The following is a 19,557-nucleotide window of genomic DNA, read 5'->3' on the forward strand; positions in this document are numbered from 1 at the left end:
CGCTCTCGCCGTGCGTCCCCCGTCGTCTATGCGTCCCACGACCAGCCCGCCTCGCCCGCTGACCGGGCTCGCGACCATGCTCGACGCCGATTCCGGCACGTCGAGGTCGCCCCACGCCGCCCTGACCGGCGTCACGATCGACTCCCGCGCCGTCAGACGCGGAGATCTGTACGTGGCGCTGCCCGGCAACCGCGTCCACGGCGCCACGTTCGCCGCCGACGCGATGGCCGGCGGCGCCGTCGCCGTGCTCACCGACCGGGCCGGCCGCGACGCGGCCGTGGCCACCGGGCTGCCGGTGCTCATCGTGCCCGACCCGCGCGCCCTGCTCGGGCAGATCTCCTCCTGGGTGTACGGGCAGCCGGCCCACGACATCCAGGTCCTCGGCGTCACCGGCACCAGCGGCAAGTCCACCACCACGTTCATGATCGAGGCCGGCCTGCGGGCCGCCGGCCACCGGTCGGGCCTGGTGGGCGGAGTCGAGATCCACGCCGGCGAGCTGAGCTTCCAGCCCACGCTCACCACGCCCGAGGCGTCCGTGCTGCACGGCCTGTTCGCGCTCATGCGCGAGGAGGGCGTCAGCGCCGCCGCCATGGAGGTCTCCAGCCACGCGCTCGCGCTCGGCCGGGTCGACGGCCTCTACTACGACGTCGCCCTGTTCACGAACCTGTCGCAGGACCACCTCGACTTCCACAAGGACTTCGAGGACTACTTCGCGACCAAGGTGAAGCTGTTCCAGCCGGAGCTGAGCCGGGCCGGCGTGACCAACATCGACGACCGCTACGGCCGTGAGCTGATCGGCCTGGCCAAGGTGCCGATGACCACGTTCTCCGCGCTCGGCGACCCCGAGGCCGAGTGGCGCGCGGTCGACGCCAGGCTCGGGGCCGACGGCAGCACGTTCCGCGTGGTCGGCCCGGGAGGCGTCGAGGCCGACGCGCAGATCGCGCTGCCCGGCCCGTTCAACGTCGCCAACGCGCTCGGGGCCGTCGTCACGCTGGTCGAGGCCGGCGTGCCGCTGCAGACGGCGGTGCACGGCGTCGGCACGCTGACCGGCGTGCCCGGCCGCATGCAGCGCGTCACCGAGGCGGGCGACGAGTTCCAGGCCGTCGTGGACTACTCACACAAGCCGGGCGCGGTGGAGTCGGTGCTGCGCTCGCTGCGGTCGGTCACCGCCGGGACGTTGACGATCGTGCTCGGCTGCGGCGGCGACCGCGACAAGGGCAAACGCCCTCTCATGGGGGAAATCTCCGCCGAACTGGCAGATGTCGCTATTTTTACCAGCGACAATCCCCGATCCGAGGATCCGCTGGCCATCCTCGCGACGATGATGGAGGGGGCCCTCCGCGTTCCGCAGCACGACCGCGCTCATGTGATCATTGAGCCCGACCGCGCGGCCGCCATCGGCCTGGCGATCGCCCGGGCCGGGCGCGGCGACGTGATCGTCGTGGCCGGGAAGGGCCACGAGCAGGGTCAGTACGTTTCAGGCGAGGTGATCCCCTTCGACGACCGCGAAGTGGTCGCCGAAGCGATCGACGCACGCAAGGAAAGCAGGAAGCACTAATGATCCCGTTGCCTCTGGCCAGGATCGCCGAGATAACCTCGGGCGCCCTGTCGGGCATGGCCGATCCCCGCGCGGTGGTGCGCGGGCCCGTCGTGATCGACTCGCGGGCCGTAGAACCGGGATCCCTGTTCGTCGCCATCAAGGGCGCGCGGGTCGACGGTCACGACTACGCCGCGCAGGCCGTACGCGCGGGAGCCGTCGCCGTGCTGGCCGGCCGGCCGGTCGACGCGCCCGCCGTGATCGTGCCCGACGCCGCCGCGGCGCTCGCCGAACTGGCCGCCGCCCAGGTCCGCACGCTGCCCAAGGTCACCGTGATCGGCGTGACCGGCTCGGCCGGCAAGACCAGCACCAAAGACCTCCTGGCCAAGCTCACCGGGCGGATCGGCTCGACCATCGCGCCCGTCGGCAGCTTCAACAACGAGCTCGGCCATCCGCTGACCGTCCTGCGGGCCGACCTCGAGACCCGCTTCATGGTGCTGGAACTGGCCGCGCGCAACATCGGCCACATCAAGGACCTGACCCGCATCGCGCCGCCGCAGATCGGCGTGGTGCTCAACGTCGGCACCGCGCACCTGGGCGTGTTCGGCGGCAAGGAGGCCATCGCCAAGGCCAAGGGCGAGCTGGTGGAGGCGCTGCCGCGCACGGGCGTCGCCGTGCTCAACGCCGACGATCCGCTGGTGCGGGGGATGGCCTCCCGTACGGAGGCGCGGGTCACCTACTTCGGGTGCGGCGAGGCCGCGGCGATCAGGGCCGAGGGCGTCGTGATCGACAACAGAGGGCGGGCCTCCTTCACCCTGCGCACCCCGTCCGGGGCCGCGCACGTGTCACTGAAGCTGTACGGCGCGCACGCGGTCTCCAACGCGCTCGCCGCGGCGGCGGCCGGCTACGAGCTGGGGCTGCCCGTGGCCACCATCGCCGAGGAACTGTCGGAGGCCACGCCGCGCAGCCGGTGGCGGATGGAGGTCACCGACCGGGCCGACGGCGTGACCGTGGTCAACGACGCCTACAACGCCAACCCCGACTCCATGAAGGCGGCCTTCGCGGCCTTCGCCACCCTCGGTAAGGGACGCCGGCGCTTCGCGGTCATCGCGGCGCTGCGCGAACTGGGCGACGAGGGGCCGGCCCTCAACGCCGAACTCGGTCGGCTGGCCGGCGGGGCGGGGCTCGCGGGGCTGATCGTGGCCGGCCCCGATGCGGGCCCGGTCCTCGACGGCGCCCACGAGGCCGCCCAGGCCACCGCCCAGGAGTCGGCCGCCCACACGACCTTCTCCCAAGGAGCCCCCGGCCCGATCGGTGCCGGGACGACGGGCGCCGGGCCGGGTGGCGCGGTGCCGGGCGTTGTGGCTCCCGCCTGGCCTTCGGTGCCGGGCGCGGGGATTTCCGGCCCGCAGACACCCGCTGGGCCCGCGCAGACGCCCCCTGGGCCGCTCTCCGGCCCCCACGGGCCCGCGCCGCAGGACCGGCAGCCGACCGGCCCCGAGCAAGGGCCGGCCCAGAGCTGGTACGGGCCCGACGCCGAGCACGGCGCACCCCAGGGCTGGTACGGGCCCGACACCGGTGTGCCGCAGCCGGCTCCTGGGCCGGGATGGCAGGTGCCCGACGAAGGCGCGGTGCCTCCTGGGCAGGGCTGGTATGGGCAGGCCGCCGAGCACGGCGCGCCCCAGCCCGGCCGGCCGGTTCCGGACGCGGGCGGACCGCAAGGCGGTCATGGCCCAGAGGCAGGCGGCGCGCAGCCGCCGGACTGGTACGGCCCTGAGGCGGGCAGCGCGCAGTCGCCGGGCTGGCATGGGCCCGAGGCGGGTGGCGTACAGCCGCAGGGCTGGCACGGCCCCGAGGCGGGCGGTGGGCAGCCGCAGGGGTGGTACGGGTCTGAGGCGGGTGTGCCGCAGCCGGCTCCTGGGCCGGGATGGCAGGTGCCCGACGAAGGCGCCGCGCCTCCTGGGCCGGGCTGGCACGGGCAGGAAAATGACGGCTCCGGTCAGGGGTGGCAGGGGCCTCCCGCCGCCGGAGGGCCGCTCATAGGCGGACTGCCGGGCGGAGCCCCCGTGAGCGGGCCTCCCGGAGCACCCGGCGGGCCCCAGGCAGATGGGTCTCCCACGGTGCCCGGCGGGCTCCCGGTGGGCGCGCCCCCCGGTGGGTCCCCGGTAGGTGCGCCTCCCGTGGTGCCCGGTGGGCCGGTCATGGGTGGGCTTCCCGGAGGGTCGGGGGGTGTGCCGATGGGCATGGCGCCGGAGACGCCGGGAGGAGCTCCTGGTGTGCCCGGCGGGACTCCCGCTGGAGCGCCGGGCGGGCCTCCGCCCGGGTTGCCGTCAGGGATGCCGTCCGGACCCCCGCCGGGAACGCCGCCGGGAACGCCACCGGGAACGCCACCGGGCATGCCGCCAGGAGGGCCGGGCGGGCCGCCGGTCGGTGGGCCGGCGGCGGGGCCTGGGGGAGGGGCGCACTACGGGCAGCCGACGCGGATCGTGCACGTGCCGGACGCCGAGGCCGCGGCGGCCGAGCTGGGCTCGTGGCTGCGGCCCGGTGACGCGGTGCTGATCAAGGGACCGAGGGCCATGGGTCTGGAGCGCACGGCCGAGATCATCCTCGGAGGTTCCCCCCAGTGACCAACATCATCATCGCCGGCGCGGTCGGCCTGATCCTCTCGATGCTGGGCACCCCCCTGGCGATCAGGCTGTTCTCGCGGCGGGGTTACGGTCAGGAGATCCGCGAGGAGGGCGTACAGGCCCACCTCGGCAAGCGCGGCACCCCCACGATGGGCGGCATCGTGTTCGTCCTGGCGTCGCTGCTCGCCTACGGCGCCTCCCACCTGGCCATGCTGGAGCCCCCGACGGTGTCGGGCGGCCTGGTGCTGTTCCTGATGACGGGGCTCGGCGCGGTCGGGTTCCTGGACGACTTCATCAAGATCTACAAGCAGCGCAGCCTCGGCCTGCGCAGCGGCGCCAAGGCGCTCGGCCAGCTGATCGTGGGCGCGGTCTTCGCCGTCCTGGTGACGCGCCAGCCCAACGTGTACGGCATCACCCCCGCCGAGACCCGCCTGTCGTTCCTGCGCGACTTCGGCCCGCCCTCGATCGGCATCGTCGGGTTCACCATCTGGGTGCTCATCATGATCGTCGGGTTCTCCAACGCGGTGAATCTCACCGACGGCCTCGACGGCCTGGCCAGCGGCGCGACCGGCGTCGTGCTGGCCGCGTACGTGCTGATCGGCAACTGGCAGCTGCGCAACAACTGCATCGACCAGCTCGGCCCCAACTGCTACTGGGTACGAGATCCGCTCGACCTGGCCGTGGTGGCAGCCGCCGTGCTGGGGGCGCTGATCGGGTTCCTGTGGTGGAACGCCCCGCCCGCCCGGATCTTCATGGGCGACACCGGCTCCCTGGCGCTGGGCGGCGTGCTGGCCGGGCTGGCCATCGCCACCCGTACCCAGCTGCTGCTCATCATCCTGGCCGGCCTGTGCGTGATGATCACGCTGTCGGTGATCATCCAGGTCGGGTTCTTCAAGATGACCGGTAAACGGGTGTTCAGGATGGCGCCGCTGCAGCACCACTTCGAGCTCAAGGGCTGGGCGGAGACCACGATCGTGGTCCGCTTCTGGCTGATCGCGATGTTGTGCGCGGCGCTCGGTCTGGGCCTGTTCTACGTCGAGTGGATGCCCCGATGAGTCTCACCTGCGTGGCCGGGCTCGGCGTGTCCGGCACCGCGGTGGCCAGGGTGCTGGCCGCGCGCGGCGAGCGGGTCGTGGTCGTGGAGGCCGCGGAGGGCGAGCGGCAGCTGGCCGCCGCGGCCGAGCTGGCCAGGGTCGGCGTCGAGACCCGCTTCGGCGAGATGACGCTGCCCGAAGGCGTGACGCGGGTGATCACCACGGGGTGGGCGCCGCATCACCCCCTGATCGCCGCCGCGCTGCGCGACGGGGTCGAGGTCGTCGGCGAGGTGGAGCTGGCCTGGCGGCTGCGGCCCGCCCAGGCGGCCCCCTGGCTGGCGCTGACCGGCACCAACGGCAAGACCACCGCCGTCCGCATGCTCACCTCCATCCTGCTGGCGGCCGGGCACAAGGCCCTGGCCGTGGGGAACGTGGGCACGCCCGTGGTGCGGGCGGTGGCGGAGCCGTACGACGCGCTGGCCGTCGAGCTGTCCAGCTTCCAGCTGCACTGGTCGAGCACGCTGGCCCCGCACGCCGCGGCCGTGCTCAACGTGGCCCCCGACCACCTCGACTGGCACGGCTCCATGGAGGAGTACGCCGCCGCCAAGGGCCGCGTCTTCGAACGCGCCGGCACCGTGATCTTCAACGCCGACGACCCCGAGGCCGCCCGGCTGGCCGCGCCCTACCCCGGCGCCGTCGGGTTCACCCTGCGGGTGCCGAAGCGGGGCGAGATCGGCGTGGTCGAGGACCTGCTGGTGGACCGGGCGTTCGTGGCCGACCCGGTCGAGGCGGCCGAGGAGCTCGCGACGCTCGACGACGTGCGCCCCTTCGCCCCGCACAACGTGGCCAACGCCCTCGCCGCCGCCGCGCTGGCCCGCTCGCTCGGCGTGCCGTCCGAGGCCGTACGGCAGGGGCTGCGCGACTTCGTGCCCGACCCGCACCGGCTGGCCCACGTGGACCGGATCGGCGAGGTCGACTACATCGACGACTCCAAGGCCACCAACCCGCACGCCGCCGCCGCCGCGCTGGCCTCGTACCCGTCGGTGGTGTGGGTGGCGGGCGGGCTGCTCAAGGGCGCGGACGTGGACGAGCTGGTGCGCCAGGCGGCGCCGCGACTGCGCGGAGCGGTGCTGCTGGGCGCCGATCGCGCCCGGATCGCCGAAGCCATCGCGCGACACGCGCCGAATGTCCCCCTCGTGGACATCGCCGATCGGGACACTGGTGCGATGGAAAGAGTCGTCACCGAAGCCGCCCGGCTGGCCTCCCCAGGGGACACCGTGCTGCTCTCCCCGGCGGGGGCCTCCCTGGACATGTTCGCCAACTATCCCGCGCGGGGGGAGGCCTTCGCGCGTGCCGTACGCGAGCTGAGGGCGCGGCGTGAGCACGAGCGCTGAGGAACGGGTGCGGCGTCCCGCCGCCGCGCAGGAGGGGCCGGGAAGCTGGGCGCGCGAGCAGCTGGGCACGCTCAAGGAGCTGCTGGACAAGCCGCTGACGACCTACTACCTGATCATCATGTGCAGCGCGCTGCTGCTGGCGCTGGGGCTGATGATGGTGCTGTCGGCCTCCAGCATCGAGGCGCTGGCCAAGACCGGCAGCCCGTTCTCGTGGTTCATCAAGCAGTCGCTGTCGGCCGCGGTCGGCGTGCCGGTGATGTACCTGTGCTCGCGCCTGCCGGTCAAGTTCTTCCGGTGGGCCGGCTACCCGCTGATGGCGCTGTCGATCATCGCGCTGGTCATGGTGCTGTTCATCGGCTCGGCCGAGCTGGGCGCGCAGCGGTGGATCTACATCGGCCCGTTCACCGTGCAGCCGTCGGAGCCGGCCAAGCTGGGGCTCGTGCTGTGGGGGGCCGACCTGCTGTCCAAGCGCGTACGGCAGGGCAGGATCGAGTGGCGCCAGATGCTGATCCCGCTCATGCCCGGCACCGCGATCCTGGCCGTCATGGTCATGCTCGGCCGCGACCTGGGCACCACGCTGGTCCTGTTCATGATCTTCCTGTCGCTGCTGTGGGTGGTGGGGGCGCCGGTCAAGCTGTTCGGCGGCATCATGGCGCTGGCGGTGCTGGCGGCGTTGATAATGATCAAGGTGGAGCCGTACCGGATGGCGCGCATCGGCGCCTTCCTCGACCCGTGGGCCGACGCGCAGGGCGCGGGCTACCAGGCCGTGCAGGGGCAGATCGCGATGGGGTCGGGCGGCTGGTTCGGCCTCGGGCTCGGCGAGAGCCGGCAGAAGTGGAACTGGCTGCCCCACGGCGAGAGCGACTTCATCTTCGCCATCCTCGGCGAGGAGCTCGGGCTGATGGGCACGCTGATCGTGGTCGCCCTGTTCGGGCTGCTCGGCTACGCGGGGCTGCGCGTCGCCGTGCGGGTCAACGACGCCTTCACCCGGCTCGCCGCCGCCGCCATGGTGGCCTGGATCGTCGGGCAGGCCACCGTCAACATGGGGGCCGTGCTCGGCGTGCTGCCGATCACCGGCATCCCCCTGCCCCTGGTCTCGTACGGCGGCTCCTCGCTGCTGCCCACGCTCGCCGCGCTCGGCATGCTGCTGTCGTTCGCCAAACGCGAGCCCGGCGCGCGGGAGGCCTTGGCGGCTCGTGGCCCCGGACCGGCCGTGCGGGCCCTAAGCTGGCTTGGCCTGGGGGGTACGTCCAAAGGCCGAGCGACACGTTAGGGAGTGACCGAGATGAGGGTGGTCCTCGCCGGTGGGGGGACGGCCGGGCACATCGAGCCCGCGTTGGCCCTTGCGGACGCGCTGCGCCATCTTGACCGGAGCGTCGGCATCACCTGCGTGGGCACGGAGCGCGGCCTGGAGTCGCGGCTCGTGCCCGCCAGGGGCTACGAGCTGGAGCTGGTGCCGGCCGTGCCGCTGCCAAGGGCGATCACTCCGAGCCTGCTCACCGTGCCGGGCAGGCTCGCCGGGGCGATCAACGCCACGGCCGCCATACTCGACCGGGTCCAGGCCGACGTCCTGGTCGGCTTCGGCGGCTACGTGGCGACGCCCGCCTATCTGGCGGCCAAGCGGCGCGGCTTGCCGATCGTCGTCCACGAGGCCAACCCGCGTCCCGGCCTGGCCAACCGGCTCGGCGCCCGGCTGACCGACCACGTGTTCAGCGGGTTCCCCGAGACCGCGCTGCCCAAGGCCGAATACATCGGCACGCCGCTGCGCCGCGACATCGTCACGCTCGACCGGCTGTCCACGGGCGACAAGGCGCGCTCGTGGTTCGGGCTGGAGAACGACCGGCCGACGCTGCTGGTGTTCGGCGGCTCGCAGGGCTCCAGGTCGATCAACCAGGCCGCGCTCGCCGCCGCGCCCGTGCTGCGCCGGGCCGGCGTGCAGGTGCTGCACGTCATCGGCCCGAAGAACACCGTCGAGCACGAGCCGCCGCCCGGCGACCCGCAATACGTGCTGCTGCCCTACGTCGACCGCATGGACCTCGCCTACGCCGCCGCCGACGTGGCCCTGTGCCGCAGCGGGGCGCTGACCTGCGCCGAGCTGACCGCGGTCGGGCTGCCCGGCGCCTACGTCCCGCTCCCGTACGGCAACGGCGAGCAGCGCATCAACGCCGAGCGCATCGTCCGCGGCGGCGGCGGCCTGATGGCCGACGACGCCGAGCTGTCACCCGAATGGATCATCCACAACGTGCTGCCCGTCCTCCGCGACCCCGAGCGGGTCGTCGTCATGTCGGAGGCCGCCTCCAGACTCGGGAGGAAGGACGCCGATATCATGCTTGCCAGGAAAGTGTTGGAGATAGCCCGATGAGTCTTGTCAAGCTGGTCGATCCCGTCACCGTGGAAGAGCTGGGGCGGGTGCACTTCATCGGCGTGGGCGGCGCCGGCATGTCGGGCATAGCCCGCATCCTGCTCAAGCGCGGCGTACGGGTGACCGGCAGCGACGCGCGCAGTTCCGAGCTGATCACCGAGCTGCGCGAGCTGGGCGCGACCGTGCACATCGGCCACGCCGCCTCCCACATCAGAGACGTCGACACCGTGGTCGTCTCGACCGCCATCCGCGACTCCAACCCCGAGCTGGGCGAGGCGCTCAAGCAGGGGCTGCGGATCATCCCGCGGGCCGCCGCGCTGGCCTCCGTCATGGCCGGGCGCACCGCGGTCGCCATCGCCGGCACCCACGGCAAGACCACGACCACGTCCATGCTGACCGTGGCGCTGCAGAAGTGCGGCGCCGACCCGTCCTACTGCGTGGGCGGCCAGCTCGTCACCACCGGGCTGGGCGCCGACGACGGGCAGGGCCGGATGTTCGTGGCCGAGGCCGACGAGAGCGACGGCTCCTTCCTCATGCTCGCCCCCGACATCGCCGTGGTGACCAACGTCGAGGCCGACCACCTCGACAACTACGGCGACCCGCGGGCCGTCCACGACAGCTTCGCCAGGTTCGCCGACCGGATCGGCTCGCTGCTCATCGCGTGCGCGGACGACCCGGGCGCGGCGGAGACGGCGCGCCGGGCGGCGGAGCGCGGGCTGCGGGTCAAGACCTACGGCGTGACCGGCGACGACTACCGGATCTCCGGCGTCAGGCCCGACGGGTTCGGCACGGTGTTCACCGTCGAGGGCAGGGGCGAGGTGCGCCTGGCCGTTCCCGGGGCCCACAACGCGCTCAACGCCACCGCGGTGATCGCCGTGGCCGACGAGCTGGGGCTGCCGTTCGAGGAGATCAGGCAGGGGCTGGGCGCCTTCACCGGGGCCAAGCGGCGCTTCGAGGCCAAGGGCGAGGCGGGCGGCATCGCGGTGTTCGACAGCTACGCCCACCACCCGACCGAGCTGGCCGCCGACCTGCGGGCCGCCCGCGACGTGGTGGCCTCCTACTCCGGCACCGGGCGGGTCATCGCGATCTTCCAGCCCCACCTCTACTCGCGCACCCGGTTCTTCGCCGACGAGTTCGGGGCGGCGCTCGGGCTGGCCGACGAGGCCATCGTGCTCGACGTCTACGGGGCCCGCGAGGATCCGGAGCCCGGGGTGTCCGGCGCGATGGTGGCCGAGCGGGTGCCGCTGCTGCCCGAGCGGGTGGCGTACGCGCCCGACCGGTCCTCGGTGCCCGGGCTGGTGGCCGAGCGGGCCAGGCCCGGCGACATCGTGCTCACCATGGGCGCGGGTGACGTGACCGAGCTCGGGCCGCAGATCGTCGCGCGCCTGTCCTGAGCCCTCGTTCCCGGGCGCCTCTCCCGCGCGGCGCCGGGCGCGGTGCGGCGGGGCCGCGGGTTGGGCGTGGCGCGCGGTGTCGGGCCGCGCGTCGGCGTAGGTTCGGTGCCGACATGGGCGCATGCTGGTGGGAGGGCGATGAAGGCGCGCACGGCTTTCCTGGTGCTGCTGACGGCGGGGGTGGTGGGCACGGCCGCGTGGCTGGTGTTCCTCTCGCCCGTGCTGGGAGTGCGTTCGATAGAGATCGTGGGAAATCTCACAGTGCCGAGCGAGCGCATCAAACAGCAGGCCGGCGTGCCCGACCTCCACCCCCTCGCCACCGTCAACCTGGCCGACGTGGAGAGCCGCGTCCTGGCCATCAGACAGCTCGCCGGCGCCAAGGTGGACCGGGTCTGGCCCGGCACGCTCAAGATCGAGGTGATCGAGCGCGAGCCGGTCGCCGCCGTCCAGACGGGCGACAAGGTGGCGATCGTCGACGGCCAGGGCGTGGTGATCGAGGTGAAGAACGCGGTGCCGCCCATGCTGCCGCTGCTGAAGGTGGACCGCCCGGCCCAGGGCGACCCGGTCATGACGGCGGCGCTGCAGGTCGTGCAGTCCGTGCCGGACGAGGTGGCGGCCAAGGTCAGGCAGGTCCGCGCGGGCACGGCCGAGGGGGTGACACTGATCCTCTCCGACGGCCGCACCGTCCTGTGGGGCGGCACCGACCGGCCGGGGGAGAAGGGCCGCATCCTGGTCGCGCTGCTCAAGAAAGAGAGAGCGGTCACCCTGTACGACGTCAGCTCACCCGACGTGGTGACCCTGAAGTGATCGTGATCGTCAGGGTCTGGCAACCGAGGGGCAACGGCATCGCCGAGCCTGTGCGAGGCGGGGGTCGCGCCGTGAGAGCCTGTAAGCCGGACTTTCGGCAGTGGAGGCCCGCGACCAGGCGTGACTGCGGAGCGAAACGGACAGCCCGCGACACGCCGGACGTGCTTGCGGCGCGGTTAGTTGACCCGCCTGGAGCGTAACTCCTACTGTCCGTATCAATCCTCAGGTTGACATAAATCTAAATCTCAACCTGAGGTTGAGAGTTACCCGAACTAACAAAAAGCGGAGATGATCCGCACCGAAATGGCAAGTCAACGAGCGGAAAGGCCCCTCGTCGTGGCAGCACCGCAGAACTACCTCGCGGTCATCAAGGTCGTCGGCATCGGCGGCGGCGGAGTCAACGCCGTCAACCGGATGATCGAAGAGGGACTCAAGGGCGTCGAGTTCATCGCGATAAACACCGACGCCCAGGCGCTGCTGATGAGTGACGCCGATGTGAAACTCGACGTGGGCCGTGAGCTCACGCGCGGGCTTGGCGCGGGCGCCAACCCCGATGTCGGCCGCAAGGCGGCCGAGGACCACCGTGAGGAGATCGAGGAGGTCCTCAAGGGGGCCGACATGGTCTTCGTCACGGCCGGTGAGGGCGGTGGCACGGGCACCGGCGGCGCGCCCGTCGTGGCCAACATCGCCAGATCGCTGGGCGCGCTCACCATCGGTGTCGTGACCAGGCCCTTCAGCTTCGAAGGGCGGCGCAGGGCCTCGCAGGCCGAGGCGGGCATCGAGACCCTGCGCGACGAGGTCGACACCCTCATCGTGATCCCCAACGACCGCCTGTTGTCGATCTCCGACCGCCAGGTGAGCGTGCTCGACGCGTTCAAGGCGGCCGACCAGGTGCTGCTGTCGGGTGTCCAGGGCATCACCGACCTGATCACCACTCCCGGTCTGATCAACCTCGACTTCGCCGACGTCAAGTCGGTCATGTCGGGCGCCGGCTCCGCCCTCATGGGCATCGGCCACGCGCGCGGCGACGACCGCTCGGTGGCGGCGGCCGAGATGGCGGTGTCCAGCCCGCTGCTGGAGGCCAGCATCGACGGCGCCCACGGTGTGCTGCTGTCGATCGCGGGCGGCTCCGACCTCGGCCTGTTCGAGATCAACGAGGCGGCCCAGCTCGTCTCCATGGCCGCCGCGCCCGACGCCAACATCATCTTCGGCACGGTCATCGACGACGCGCTCGGCGACGAGGTGCGGGTGACCGTGATCGCGGCCGGGTTCGACGACGTGCCCGGGCCGGCGGAGAAGCAGGTGCCGCGCCCGGCCGGGCGTCCCGCCGCCGCACAGCCCGCCGCGCCGCCTCCTTCGTCTCCTGTACGGCCGAGCATGGCGTCCCCGAGTGTGAAGTCCGAGCCGCCCGCGCTGCGCCCTGAGCCGCGCGCTGAGGTGCGTCCTGAGCCCCGCGGGGAGGTCAGGCCCGAGCCGCGCTCCGACTTCCGCGCGGAGCCGCGGCCTGAGCCGCGTACGGAGTTCAGGCCGGAGCCGCGCGCGGAGTTCAGGCCCGAGCCGCGTCCCGAGCCCAGGCCCGAGCCGCGCCCCGAGCCCGTGCGCCCGGTGGAGCCCGCGCAGTCGGCCGAGGCCGTCGCCGACGAGCCGGCGGACGAGCCGTCGGGCCCCGTCTCGATCCCCCGGCCCACGCCTGAGCCCACCACCCCGCCCACGCCCATCACCTCCCGCATGTCGGAGCCGCCCAAACGTCCTCGGGTGATCTTCGAGGAGCAGGAAGAGGAACTCGACGTGCCCGACTTCCTCAAATAACCGTCGGAAACCGCACATCGCCTGACGCCGCTCCCCGCAGGGACACGGGAGCGGCGCCGTCGTGTGCGCGTCCGGGTGCACGGGGTGGGCGTACCGAGGAGAGCGAGGGGAGAGGGCACGTGAGAAGGGACGAGATCGCGGCCGGTCTCGCCGAGGTGGACGCGCGCATCGCGGCGGCGTGCCGCGCGGTGGGCCGCGACCGGGGCGAGGTCACGCTGATCGCCGTCACCAAGACGCGTCCGGCCGAAGACGTCCGCATCCTGTCCGAGCTGGGCGTGCGCGACGTCGGCGAGAACCGCGACCAGGAGGCCGCGCTCAAGGCGCGGGAGCTGGCCGGGCTGCCGCTCACCTGGCACTTCGTCGGCCAGCTGCAGACCAACAAGGTCCGCTCCGTGGTCGGGTACGCCGACGTGATCCACTCCGTCGACCGCCTCAGGCTGCTGGAGACGATCAGCAAGGAGGCGGTGCGTCAGGGCCGCTCGGTCGGGTGCCTGCTGCAGGTGGCCCTCGACGACGACCCGGCCAGGGGCGGCGCCCGCCCCGCCGACCTGCTCGCGCTCGCCGACGAGGTGGCCCTGGCCGACGGGGTGTGGCTGGGCGGCGTGATGGCGGTGGCCCCGCTGGGCGAGGAGCCGGCCAGGGCGTTCGACCGGCTCAGGGACCTGGCGCTGCGCCTGCAGGAGCAGCACCCCAGGGCCACGATGATCTCGGCGGGCATGAGCGAGGACCTCGCGCAGGCGGTCGCGTACGGCGCGACACACGTGCGCGTCGGTACGGCGTTGCTCGGTCGTCGCAAGCCCTTCGTCAGGTAATGTCCCCTCAAGTGGGTCTTCAAGCCCGCGACCAAGTAGAGGTCGATCTAGCGGTGAGCTCCAGGGGGCACGCCTACCGCCCCGGACCCGGTGACGGGCCCCGGGGAAGTGCGACCATGAGCAGGAGGACGACGTAGCGATGGCCGGCGCGATGCGCAAGATGGCGGTCTACCTCGGTCTCGTGGAGGACGACCGCTACGAGAGATATGAGACCTACACCGACGACTACGCCTACGACGACGAGGTGCAGCGCAGCGGTGAGGAACGGCCCGTGGCGGTCCAGGACCGCGACGACGAGCCCGAGGCAGGGGTGCCCGCGCCCAGGCCCACCACGACGATCCTGGAACGCCGCACGACCGATCTGGCCCGCATCACGACCCTGCACCCCAGGACGTACAACGAGGCGCGGACGATCGGCGAGCACTTCCGCGACGGCACCCCCGTCATCATGAATCTGACCGAGATGGTTGACAGCGACGCCAAGCGGCTCGTTGATTTCGCGGCAGGTCTCGTCTTTGGCCTACATGGCAGCATTGAACGTGTTACCAACAAGGTGTTCCTGTTGTCCCCTGCCAATGTCGAGGTGACCGCCGAGGACAAGGCCCGAATCGCGGAACGCGGATTCTTCAACCAGAGTTAGAGTCTCTGTATGCCTATCGGACCCAACCCGGTCTCACCGAGGCCGGGCGGGCACATCAGAAGTGGAGGCGCGGCCGGGCCGTGGATGTCGTCGGTGGGATCTTGGTCGTTGTCCTGTCCCTCTATCTGGTGCTGCTCATCGGCAGGATGATCTTCGAGACGGTGCAGGCTTTCGCCCGGCAGTGGCGGCCTTCCGGCGTCGTACTGGTGCTGGCCGAGGCCACATACACCGCCACGGACCCGCCCCTCAAGTTCCTCCGCCGTTTCATTCCTCCGCTCCGGTTGGGTACGGTGGCCTTTGACCTAAGCTTCACTGTCCTGTTCATCGTGGTGCTGATCCTGATCCAGATCGCCGGAACGCTGCGATGAGCCGGGCCCGTGCGGCGCTCGGTCGTGATCCAACTCGTGTCCGCGCTGAGGTGATTCGGGTAACCGTCCTCCGGACAGACTCCAAGCGCGCCAAGGAGACCAAAAAATGCCGCTGACGCCCGCTGATGTGCGGAACAAGCAGTTCAGTACCACCCGGTTGCGGCCGGGCTACGACGAGGAGGAGGTCGACGCCTTCCTCGACGAGGTGGAAGCTGAGCTCGACCGCCTGATCCAAGAGAACGAGGAGCTCCGCGCCAAGCTGGCCGAGTGCCTGCGCGGGAAGGTGCCGGGCGGCATGAACATGCCCATGGCCTCCGCCCCGGTCCAGGAGCAGCCCAAGCCCGAGATGATGGCGCCGCCGCAGCCGGAGCCCATGCGGGCCCCCGAGCCGCCGCCGGTGCAGCAGCAGCCGCCGGTCCCCGTGGCCATGAACATGCCTCCCGCCGAGGACAACATGGACACCGCGGCCCGCGTTCTCGCGCTCGCCCAGCAGACCGCCGACCAGGCGATCGCCGACGCCCGCCGGGAGGCGGACGAGACGGTGACCCGCGCCCGCCGCGAGGCCGACGAGATCCTCACCAAGGCTCGCCGTCAGGCCGAGCAGGTCATCGGCGACGCCCGTGCCCGCGCCGAGACGCTCGAGCGCGACGCGCAGGAGCGCCACCGCCAGGCGATGGGCTCGCTCGTGCAGACCCGCGACGAGCTCGAGCGCAAGGTCGAGGAGCTGCGCAGCTTCGAACGCGAATACCGCAGCCGGCTCAAGCTCTACCTGGAGAACCAGCTCGCCGAGCTCAACGTGTCCGCGGAGGGCAGCGGCGGCTTCCCGGTCATGTCCGGCGGCCCGCAGGGTCAGGCTCCCGCCATGTCGCACGCCGTGCCTCAGGGTGGCCAGCAGCCTCTGCCCGGTGGCCCCAACCCGTTCGGCGGCGAGGCTCCGCAGGGCGCCTTCCCCGGCGGTGACGGTCCCCACAACGACCGCCGGTAAAGTAACGGGTCACTAGGACCTGTCACTCGAAAGAGCCCTCTGTGATCCTTATCAGTGCTGGTTTGGTGCTCGCGGCAGTGGTTCTGCTGATCGCGGGCTTCGTACTGGCGAAGCCGTTCCTGATCATGTGGTCCATCGTGGTCAGCGTGCTGTCCGCGCTGTTCCTGGTGATCGGGGCGTTCCTACGGCGTAACGAGCTTTTTCCCGGAGGTGGGCAGGCCGCTGCGCCGGCCACCCCCCCGAAGGGGCTCATGCCGCCGGCTCCGCCGTACAACCAGACCGGTCCCACGGCTCACCAGCCACCCATGCGGCCCCAGCCGCACCCCCGACCGCAGCCGCAGGCGCCGCAGCGGACCGCCACGGTCCCCGCGCCCGCCATGCGCCGCCCCGCCGCGGGCGGCGTCGCGCCGGACGCGATCGTGCTGGTGATCCCGGGACGCAAGCGCTACCACGTACCCGGCTGCAGGCAGCTGACCGGCCGGGATCACGAGGAGCTCACCTACGAGGAGGCACGCGAGGAGGGCTTCACGCCCTGCACGGCGTGCCTGCCGGACGCAGCGCTCGGCGGACGGCAACTGCCGCCTGCCGCCGACCCCGAGCCCGTCGTCGCCCCCGGTTCCGCCCCCGTCAAGGACGTCACGGCGAGCCGGGCCGAAAACTCCGCGGAGACCCGCGACCTCCGTCCGCCGGTCACCCCGCCGAAGCCCGACACGAAGGCTTCCACCCCCGACCCGGAGCCTGCCGCCGCCCACGAGGATGGCGCGCCCGGGTGGTTCGGCCGTCCTTCGGCCGACAGCACCGACTTTCCGTCCGCCGCCCCCGAGCCCGGCTCGGCCGCCGCGCAGGCGGAGACCTCATACTTCCGGCCGCCCCCCTTCGTCCAGAGAGCCGAAGGAACGTCCGCTGCGGGCAAGCCCACGTCCGGCAAGCCCTCCTCAGGCCGCCCCGCTCCGGCCACGCCCGCTTCGGGCGGGCCGTCCTCGGGCGCATCCGCCCCTGGATCGCCGTCTTCCGGCCGCCCGTCCTCCGGCACCTCTGCCTCAGGTCGTCCGTCTTCTGGCACGCCCACCTCGGGCCGGCCGTCCTCCGGGACGCCCGGGCCCGGGAAGCCCAGCTCTGGGACGGGGGCTGCGAGTCCGGCGGCCGGTGCGGGTGTGTCCGGCACGCCCGCACCAGGCAAGCCCTCCACCGGCGACACCTCACCCGGCGACGACGGCACTCCGAGCAAGTCGCAGACGGGTGCCGGCAAGCCTGGTCAGCCCGCCACGGGCACCACGCAGCGGCCAGGATCGTCCCCGGAACCGTCCGGCCCCAGGTCCGGCGCCACACCGGGACAGCCGGCTGGAGCCGATTCTCAGGGCGGCCAGACCGGCGAACCCGCTTCCAGGACCGTTGGCTCTGATGCCAAGGGCGGCCGGCCGAGTGCGACGCCTGGCCAGTCCGGGAGCAAGAGCGGTCAGTCGGGCACGACGCCGGGCCAGGCCGGGGGCAAGCCCGGTCAGCCGGGTTCGACGCCCGGCCAGTCGAGTGCGACGTCCGGTCAGTCCGGGAGCAAGAGCGGTCAGTCGGGCCCCACGCCCAGCCAGTCCGGCGGCAAGCCCGGGCAGTCCACGGGCAAGACAGGGCGGCCCGGGGACGCGGATGACCGGGATGACGACGGCCCAGGACCCGCCACGGCGCCGCAGCCTCGTATCACCATCTCACCGGCATCGGGGCGTACAGGTACAGGAAGCACCGGAGCCGGCGCCAAGCCGTCCCAGCGTCCTTCTGGGCCTCCGGAGCAGGGGCCGTCGCAGGGGGAGACCGTGATCCTGCACGAGCGCCCCGCCTCCTCGTCCGAATCGCAGGCCAAGCCCAAGGGCCCGCTGCCTCCCGGCACCCCGGCCCGTCCGACGGGCACCACGCCCGCCGCCGCTCCGGGAAAGGCCGAGAACGACGACCCCAAGGCGGCGACCGGCAAGGGAGAGACACCGCGAGCTGACGGCGGCCCGGCAACCCAGGGCGACACTCCCGCAACCAAGGGCGGACCTGCCGCGAGCGCACCCCGACCCCCTGCCTCCGACGCTTCCACGAAGCCCCCGGCGTCCGGCGCCAAGAACGAGACGGCTCCCGGTAGCGGCAAGCCCCCCTCCGGCTCCGGTGGTAGCGAACGCCAGGGAGTCGTGAAGGTCATCGTCGGCACCCGCCGCTACCACAGCACCGCCTGCCCCCTGGTCAGGGGCGCGGGCGACACCGGCGTCGAGACGATGACCCTCGCCGCCGCCGAGGCAGCCGGCCTGACCAGCTGCTCGGTATGCCAGCACGACCGCCAGACCGTCTCCTGACCCCGCTCGCCTACCCAGCATCCCCGCCCACCCAGCACCCCCACGCCCTCACCTCTGCCTCGACCGAACGCCGGTCCGACACACCGACGCTTCGGGTGCGAGACCGAGGGGCTCGGGCTTCTCACCGCAGGGAGGTGCCCGCTGGGCGGCGGGTGAAGGATCTTGTCACCCGTCGCCCACCCGGATGTCGGTGACGGATGACGACTGACCCCCGGTCGGGGAATCCGGCCATGCAGCTGAGCCACCCACAGGACACGACGCCGCCGATCATCCGGCCGCCGGCCGGTCCGCGTTCCCGAATGCCAGATATCGGCGCAACGCCTCTCGCCCACCGGGAACGAAAGGCCATCGATCCACGACTTCCCGCAATTCGAGCTCTGTGAGCCAGGCGTGCCACGCGATCTCGGACGGATCCGGCACCAACGGCTCGGTGATCACGGCCTCGTGCACGCCGAACCAGACCGGGCTGACCCCGTCCCGGCACAGGAACGTGAACAGGAAACGCACCGGAACGCCGGCGCCCAGCTCCTCGGCCAGTTCGCGAGCCGCTGCGTCCTCATATGACTCACCGACGTTCACGGCACCCCCGACCATCACGTCATAGCGGCCGGGAAAGCGAGGGTGCCGGTCCGCTCGGCGCAGCACCAGGATCCGGCCCGTCGGATCGCGGCAGATCGTCGTCGCGATCCGATGCGTCCATCGCCGGCGCTCCGCCTCCGCGCGATCCACGACCCCCAGCACGCGGTCCCGTTCGTCCACCCGCTCGACCAGCTCACCCATGCGGGACACGATCGCAGGCGCCACCGACAACCTGCTGCACGAGCGGCCCGAGCCGGTGATCCGCGTCATATGATCTGCCGGATCGGTAACGATCCCCAGCGGCAAGCCCACGATCAGCCTCGCCGTCATGGATGCCGAACTCGGCCCGTCCCCCTCACACAGGAAGAGACCCCGCATGCGCACCCTTTACGTCGTCACCCATCCGGAGGCGACGCACCACGTCGAGAGGGTGGTCGGCGGCCGGCACGACTCACAGCTGACACCAGCCGGCCTCCGCGCGGCCGGCCGAGGCCGCAGGAGTGGCTGGATCAGCGGTTCGTCCCGCCACCGGCGGACGGGGAGCGGCTGGAGCACGACGAGGGCGTGGCGGGCGCCGAGACCAAAGAGATGTTGGCCCGGCGCGTCTACGCGGCCATGGACGAGATCGTGCGGCGGCCCTGCGAACACCAGGTCATCGTGACGCACGGCGGCTCGCTGACCTTCGTCGTGGCGTCCTGGATCAGGATGCCGATCCAGGCGGTCGGCCAGGTCGGTTTCCCGGTGCCGTCCGGCAGCATCACCACGCTGCGCGAGGACGACTCTTTCCACAACCGTGCGGTCGTCGGCCTGGGTGACATCCGCCATCTCGGCTCCGCAGAATCCGAAGCGGGCTGACCTCGACCTGTTCCGGTGCTGTCGCTGAGC

15 protein-coding genes and 1 pseudogene are annotated in these 19,557 nt (G+C 72.1%); 15 read left to right on the forward strand and 1 reads right to left on the reverse strand.

All coding sequences use genetic code 11. The annotated features are described in order from the left end of the window. Positions 1-28 precede the first annotated feature (28 nt). From B0I32_RS27260 to B0I32_RS56645, 14 genes and pseudogenes are all read left to right on the forward strand, one after another. A complete protein-coding gene (locus B0I32_RS27260) occupies positions 29-1,558 on the forward strand; it encodes a UDP-N-acetylmuramoyl-L-alanyl-D-glutamate--2,6-diaminopimelate ligase (protein WP_106244598.1) in 1,530 nt (509 codons plus the stop codon). Beyond that, positions 1,558-2,793, forward strand: a pseudogene (locus B0I32_RS27265) (UDP-N-acetylmuramoyl-tripeptide--D-alanyl-D-alanine ligase); the annotation flags it as partial. The gene B0I32_RS27260 and the pseudogene B0I32_RS27265, both read left to right, overlap by 1 nt. A 1,367-nt stretch (positions 2,794-4,160) precedes the next feature. Beyond that, positions 4,161-5,219 carry a phospho-N-acetylmuramoyl-pentapeptide-transferase gene (gene mraY, locus B0I32_RS27275; protein ID WP_106244599.1) on the forward strand — a complete coding sequence of 353 codons (1,059 nt, stop codon included), beginning with the start codon at positions 4,161-4,163 and terminating at the stop codon, positions 5,217-5,219. Continuing rightward, positions 5,216-6,592, forward strand: a complete 1,377-nt coding sequence (gene murD, locus B0I32_RS27280) for a UDP-N-acetylmuramoyl-L-alanine--D-glutamate ligase (protein ID WP_106244601.1) — start codon at positions 5,216-5,218, stop codon at positions 6,590-6,592. Before mraY ends, murD begins: the two co-directional genes overlap by 4 nt. Beyond that, positions 6,576-7,865: a putative lipid II flippase FtsW gene (gene ftsW, locus B0I32_RS27285; protein WP_181307831.1), complete on the forward strand. Its 1,290-nt coding sequence runs from the start codon at positions 6,576-6,578 to the stop codon at positions 7,863-7,865. The genes murD and ftsW overlap by 17 nt, the downstream gene beginning before the upstream one ends. A 12-nt stretch (positions 7,866-7,877) precedes the next feature. Further along, positions 7,878-8,954, forward strand: a complete 1,077-nt coding sequence (murG, locus tag B0I32_RS27290) for an undecaprenyldiphospho-muramoylpentapeptide beta-N-acetylglucosaminyltransferase (protein ID WP_106244903.1) — start codon at positions 7,878-7,880, stop codon at positions 8,952-8,954. Beyond that, on the forward strand, positions 8,951-10,348 hold the full coding sequence (gene murC / locus B0I32_RS27295; protein WP_106244602.1) for a UDP-N-acetylmuramate--L-alanine ligase: 1,398 nt from the start codon (positions 8,951-8,953) through the stop codon (positions 10,346-10,348). The genes murG and murC overlap by 4 nt, the downstream gene beginning before the upstream one ends. Positions 10,349-10,486: 138 nt before the next feature. Continuing rightward, positions 10,487-11,155: a cell division protein FtsQ/DivIB gene (locus B0I32_RS27300; RefSeq protein WP_106244604.1), complete on the forward strand. Its 669-nt coding sequence runs from the start codon at positions 10,487-10,489 to the stop codon at positions 11,153-11,155. 336 nt (positions 11,156-11,491) lie between these two features. After that, positions 11,492-12,964 (forward strand): cell division protein FtsZ, encoded by a 1,473-nt coding sequence (gene ftsZ, locus B0I32_RS27305; protein ID WP_106244606.1) that lies wholly within the window; start codon positions 11,492-11,494, stop codon positions 12,962-12,964. A gap of 119 nt (positions 12,965-13,083) precedes the next feature. Next, positions 13,084-13,776, forward strand: a complete 693-nt coding sequence (locus B0I32_RS27310) for a YggS family pyridoxal phosphate-dependent enzyme (protein ID WP_106244607.1) — start codon at positions 13,084-13,086, stop codon at positions 13,774-13,776. A 139-nt stretch (positions 13,777-13,915) separates the two neighbouring features. After that, positions 13,916-14,416 carry a cell division protein SepF gene (locus B0I32_RS27315; protein ID WP_106244609.1) on the forward strand — a complete coding sequence of 167 codons (501 nt, stop codon included), beginning with the start codon at positions 13,916-13,918 and terminating at the stop codon, positions 14,414-14,416. Positions 14,417-14,496: 80 nt separating this feature from the next. Beyond that, positions 14,497-14,784, forward strand: coding sequence for a YggT family protein (locus B0I32_RS27320; protein ID WP_106244610.1), 288 nt, complete (start codon positions 14,497-14,499; stop codon positions 14,782-14,784). Positions 14,785-14,890: 106 nt separating this feature from the next. Then, the gene (locus tag B0I32_RS27325) at positions 14,891-15,769 is read left to right on the forward strand and encodes a DivIVA domain-containing protein (protein WP_106244612.1); all 879 of its coding nucleotides are present in this window, start codon (positions 14,891-14,893) and stop codon (positions 15,767-15,769) included. 62 nt (positions 15,770-15,831) lie between these two features. After that, positions 15,832-18,093 carry a hypothetical protein gene (locus tag B0I32_RS56645; protein WP_146178335.1) on the forward strand — a complete coding sequence of 754 codons (2,262 nt, stop codon included), beginning with the start codon at positions 15,832-15,834 and terminating at the stop codon, positions 18,091-18,093. Between the two features lie 267 nt (positions 18,094-18,360). Here the strand turns inward: B0I32_RS56645 and B0I32_RS27330 are convergent, their stop codons facing one another. Next, on the reverse strand, positions 18,361-19,002 hold the full coding sequence (locus tag B0I32_RS27330) for an NUDIX hydrolase (RefSeq protein WP_219912027.1): 642 nt from the start codon (positions 19,000-19,002) through the stop codon (positions 18,361-18,363). Between B0I32_RS27330 and B0I32_RS61035 the strand changes: the two genes are divergently transcribed. After that, entirely contained in the window at positions 18,943-19,527 is a 585-nt protein-coding gene (locus B0I32_RS61035) for a histidine phosphatase family protein (RefSeq protein WP_281262621.1), read from the forward strand. The genes B0I32_RS27330 and B0I32_RS61035 overlap by 60 nt on opposite strands. Positions 19,528-19,557: the final 30 nt, after the last annotated feature.

Source organism: Nonomuraea fuscirosea, assembly GCF_003001935.1.
In the GTDB taxonomy this organism is placed as follows: Bacteria; Actinomycetota; Actinomycetes; order Streptosporangiales; family Streptosporangiaceae; genus Nonomuraea; species Nonomuraea fuscirosea.

Excerpts from the sequence above, each read along its gene's own strand:
- B0I32_RS27260 (WP_106244598.1), top strand. The coding sequence starts at position 29 with ATGCGTCCCACGACCAGCCCGCCTCGCCCGCTGACCGGGCTCGCGACC.
- murC (WP_106244602.1), top strand. The coding sequence starts at position 8,951 with ATGAGTCTTGTCAAGCTGGTCGATCCCGTCACCGTGGAAGAGCTGGGG.
- B0I32_RS27315 (WP_106244609.1), top strand. The coding sequence starts at position 13,916 with ATGGCCGGCGCGATGCGCAAGATGGCGGTCTACCTCGGTCTCGTGGAG.
- murG (WP_106244903.1), top strand. The coding sequence starts at position 7,878 with ATGAGGGTGGTCCTCGCCGGTGGGGGGACGGCCGGGCACATCGAGCCC.
- B0I32_RS27330 (WP_219912027.1), bottom strand. The coding sequence starts at position 19,002 with ATGACGGCGAGGCTGATCGTGGGCTTGCCGCTGGGGATCGTTACCGAT.
- B0I32_RS27300 (WP_106244604.1), top strand. The coding sequence starts at position 10,487 with ATGAAGGCGCGCACGGCTTTCCTGGTGCTGCTGACGGCGGGGGTGGTG.
- B0I32_RS61035 (WP_281262621.1), top strand. The coding sequence starts at position 18,943 with ATGATCTGCCGGATCGGTAACGATCCCCAGCGGCAAGCCCACGATCAG.
- murD (WP_106244601.1), top strand. The coding sequence starts at position 5,216 with ATGAGTCTCACCTGCGTGGCCGGGCTCGGCGTGTCCGGCACCGCGGTG.
- B0I32_RS27325 (WP_106244612.1), top strand. The coding sequence starts at position 14,891 with ATGCCGCTGACGCCCGCTGATGTGCGGAACAAGCAGTTCAGTACCACC.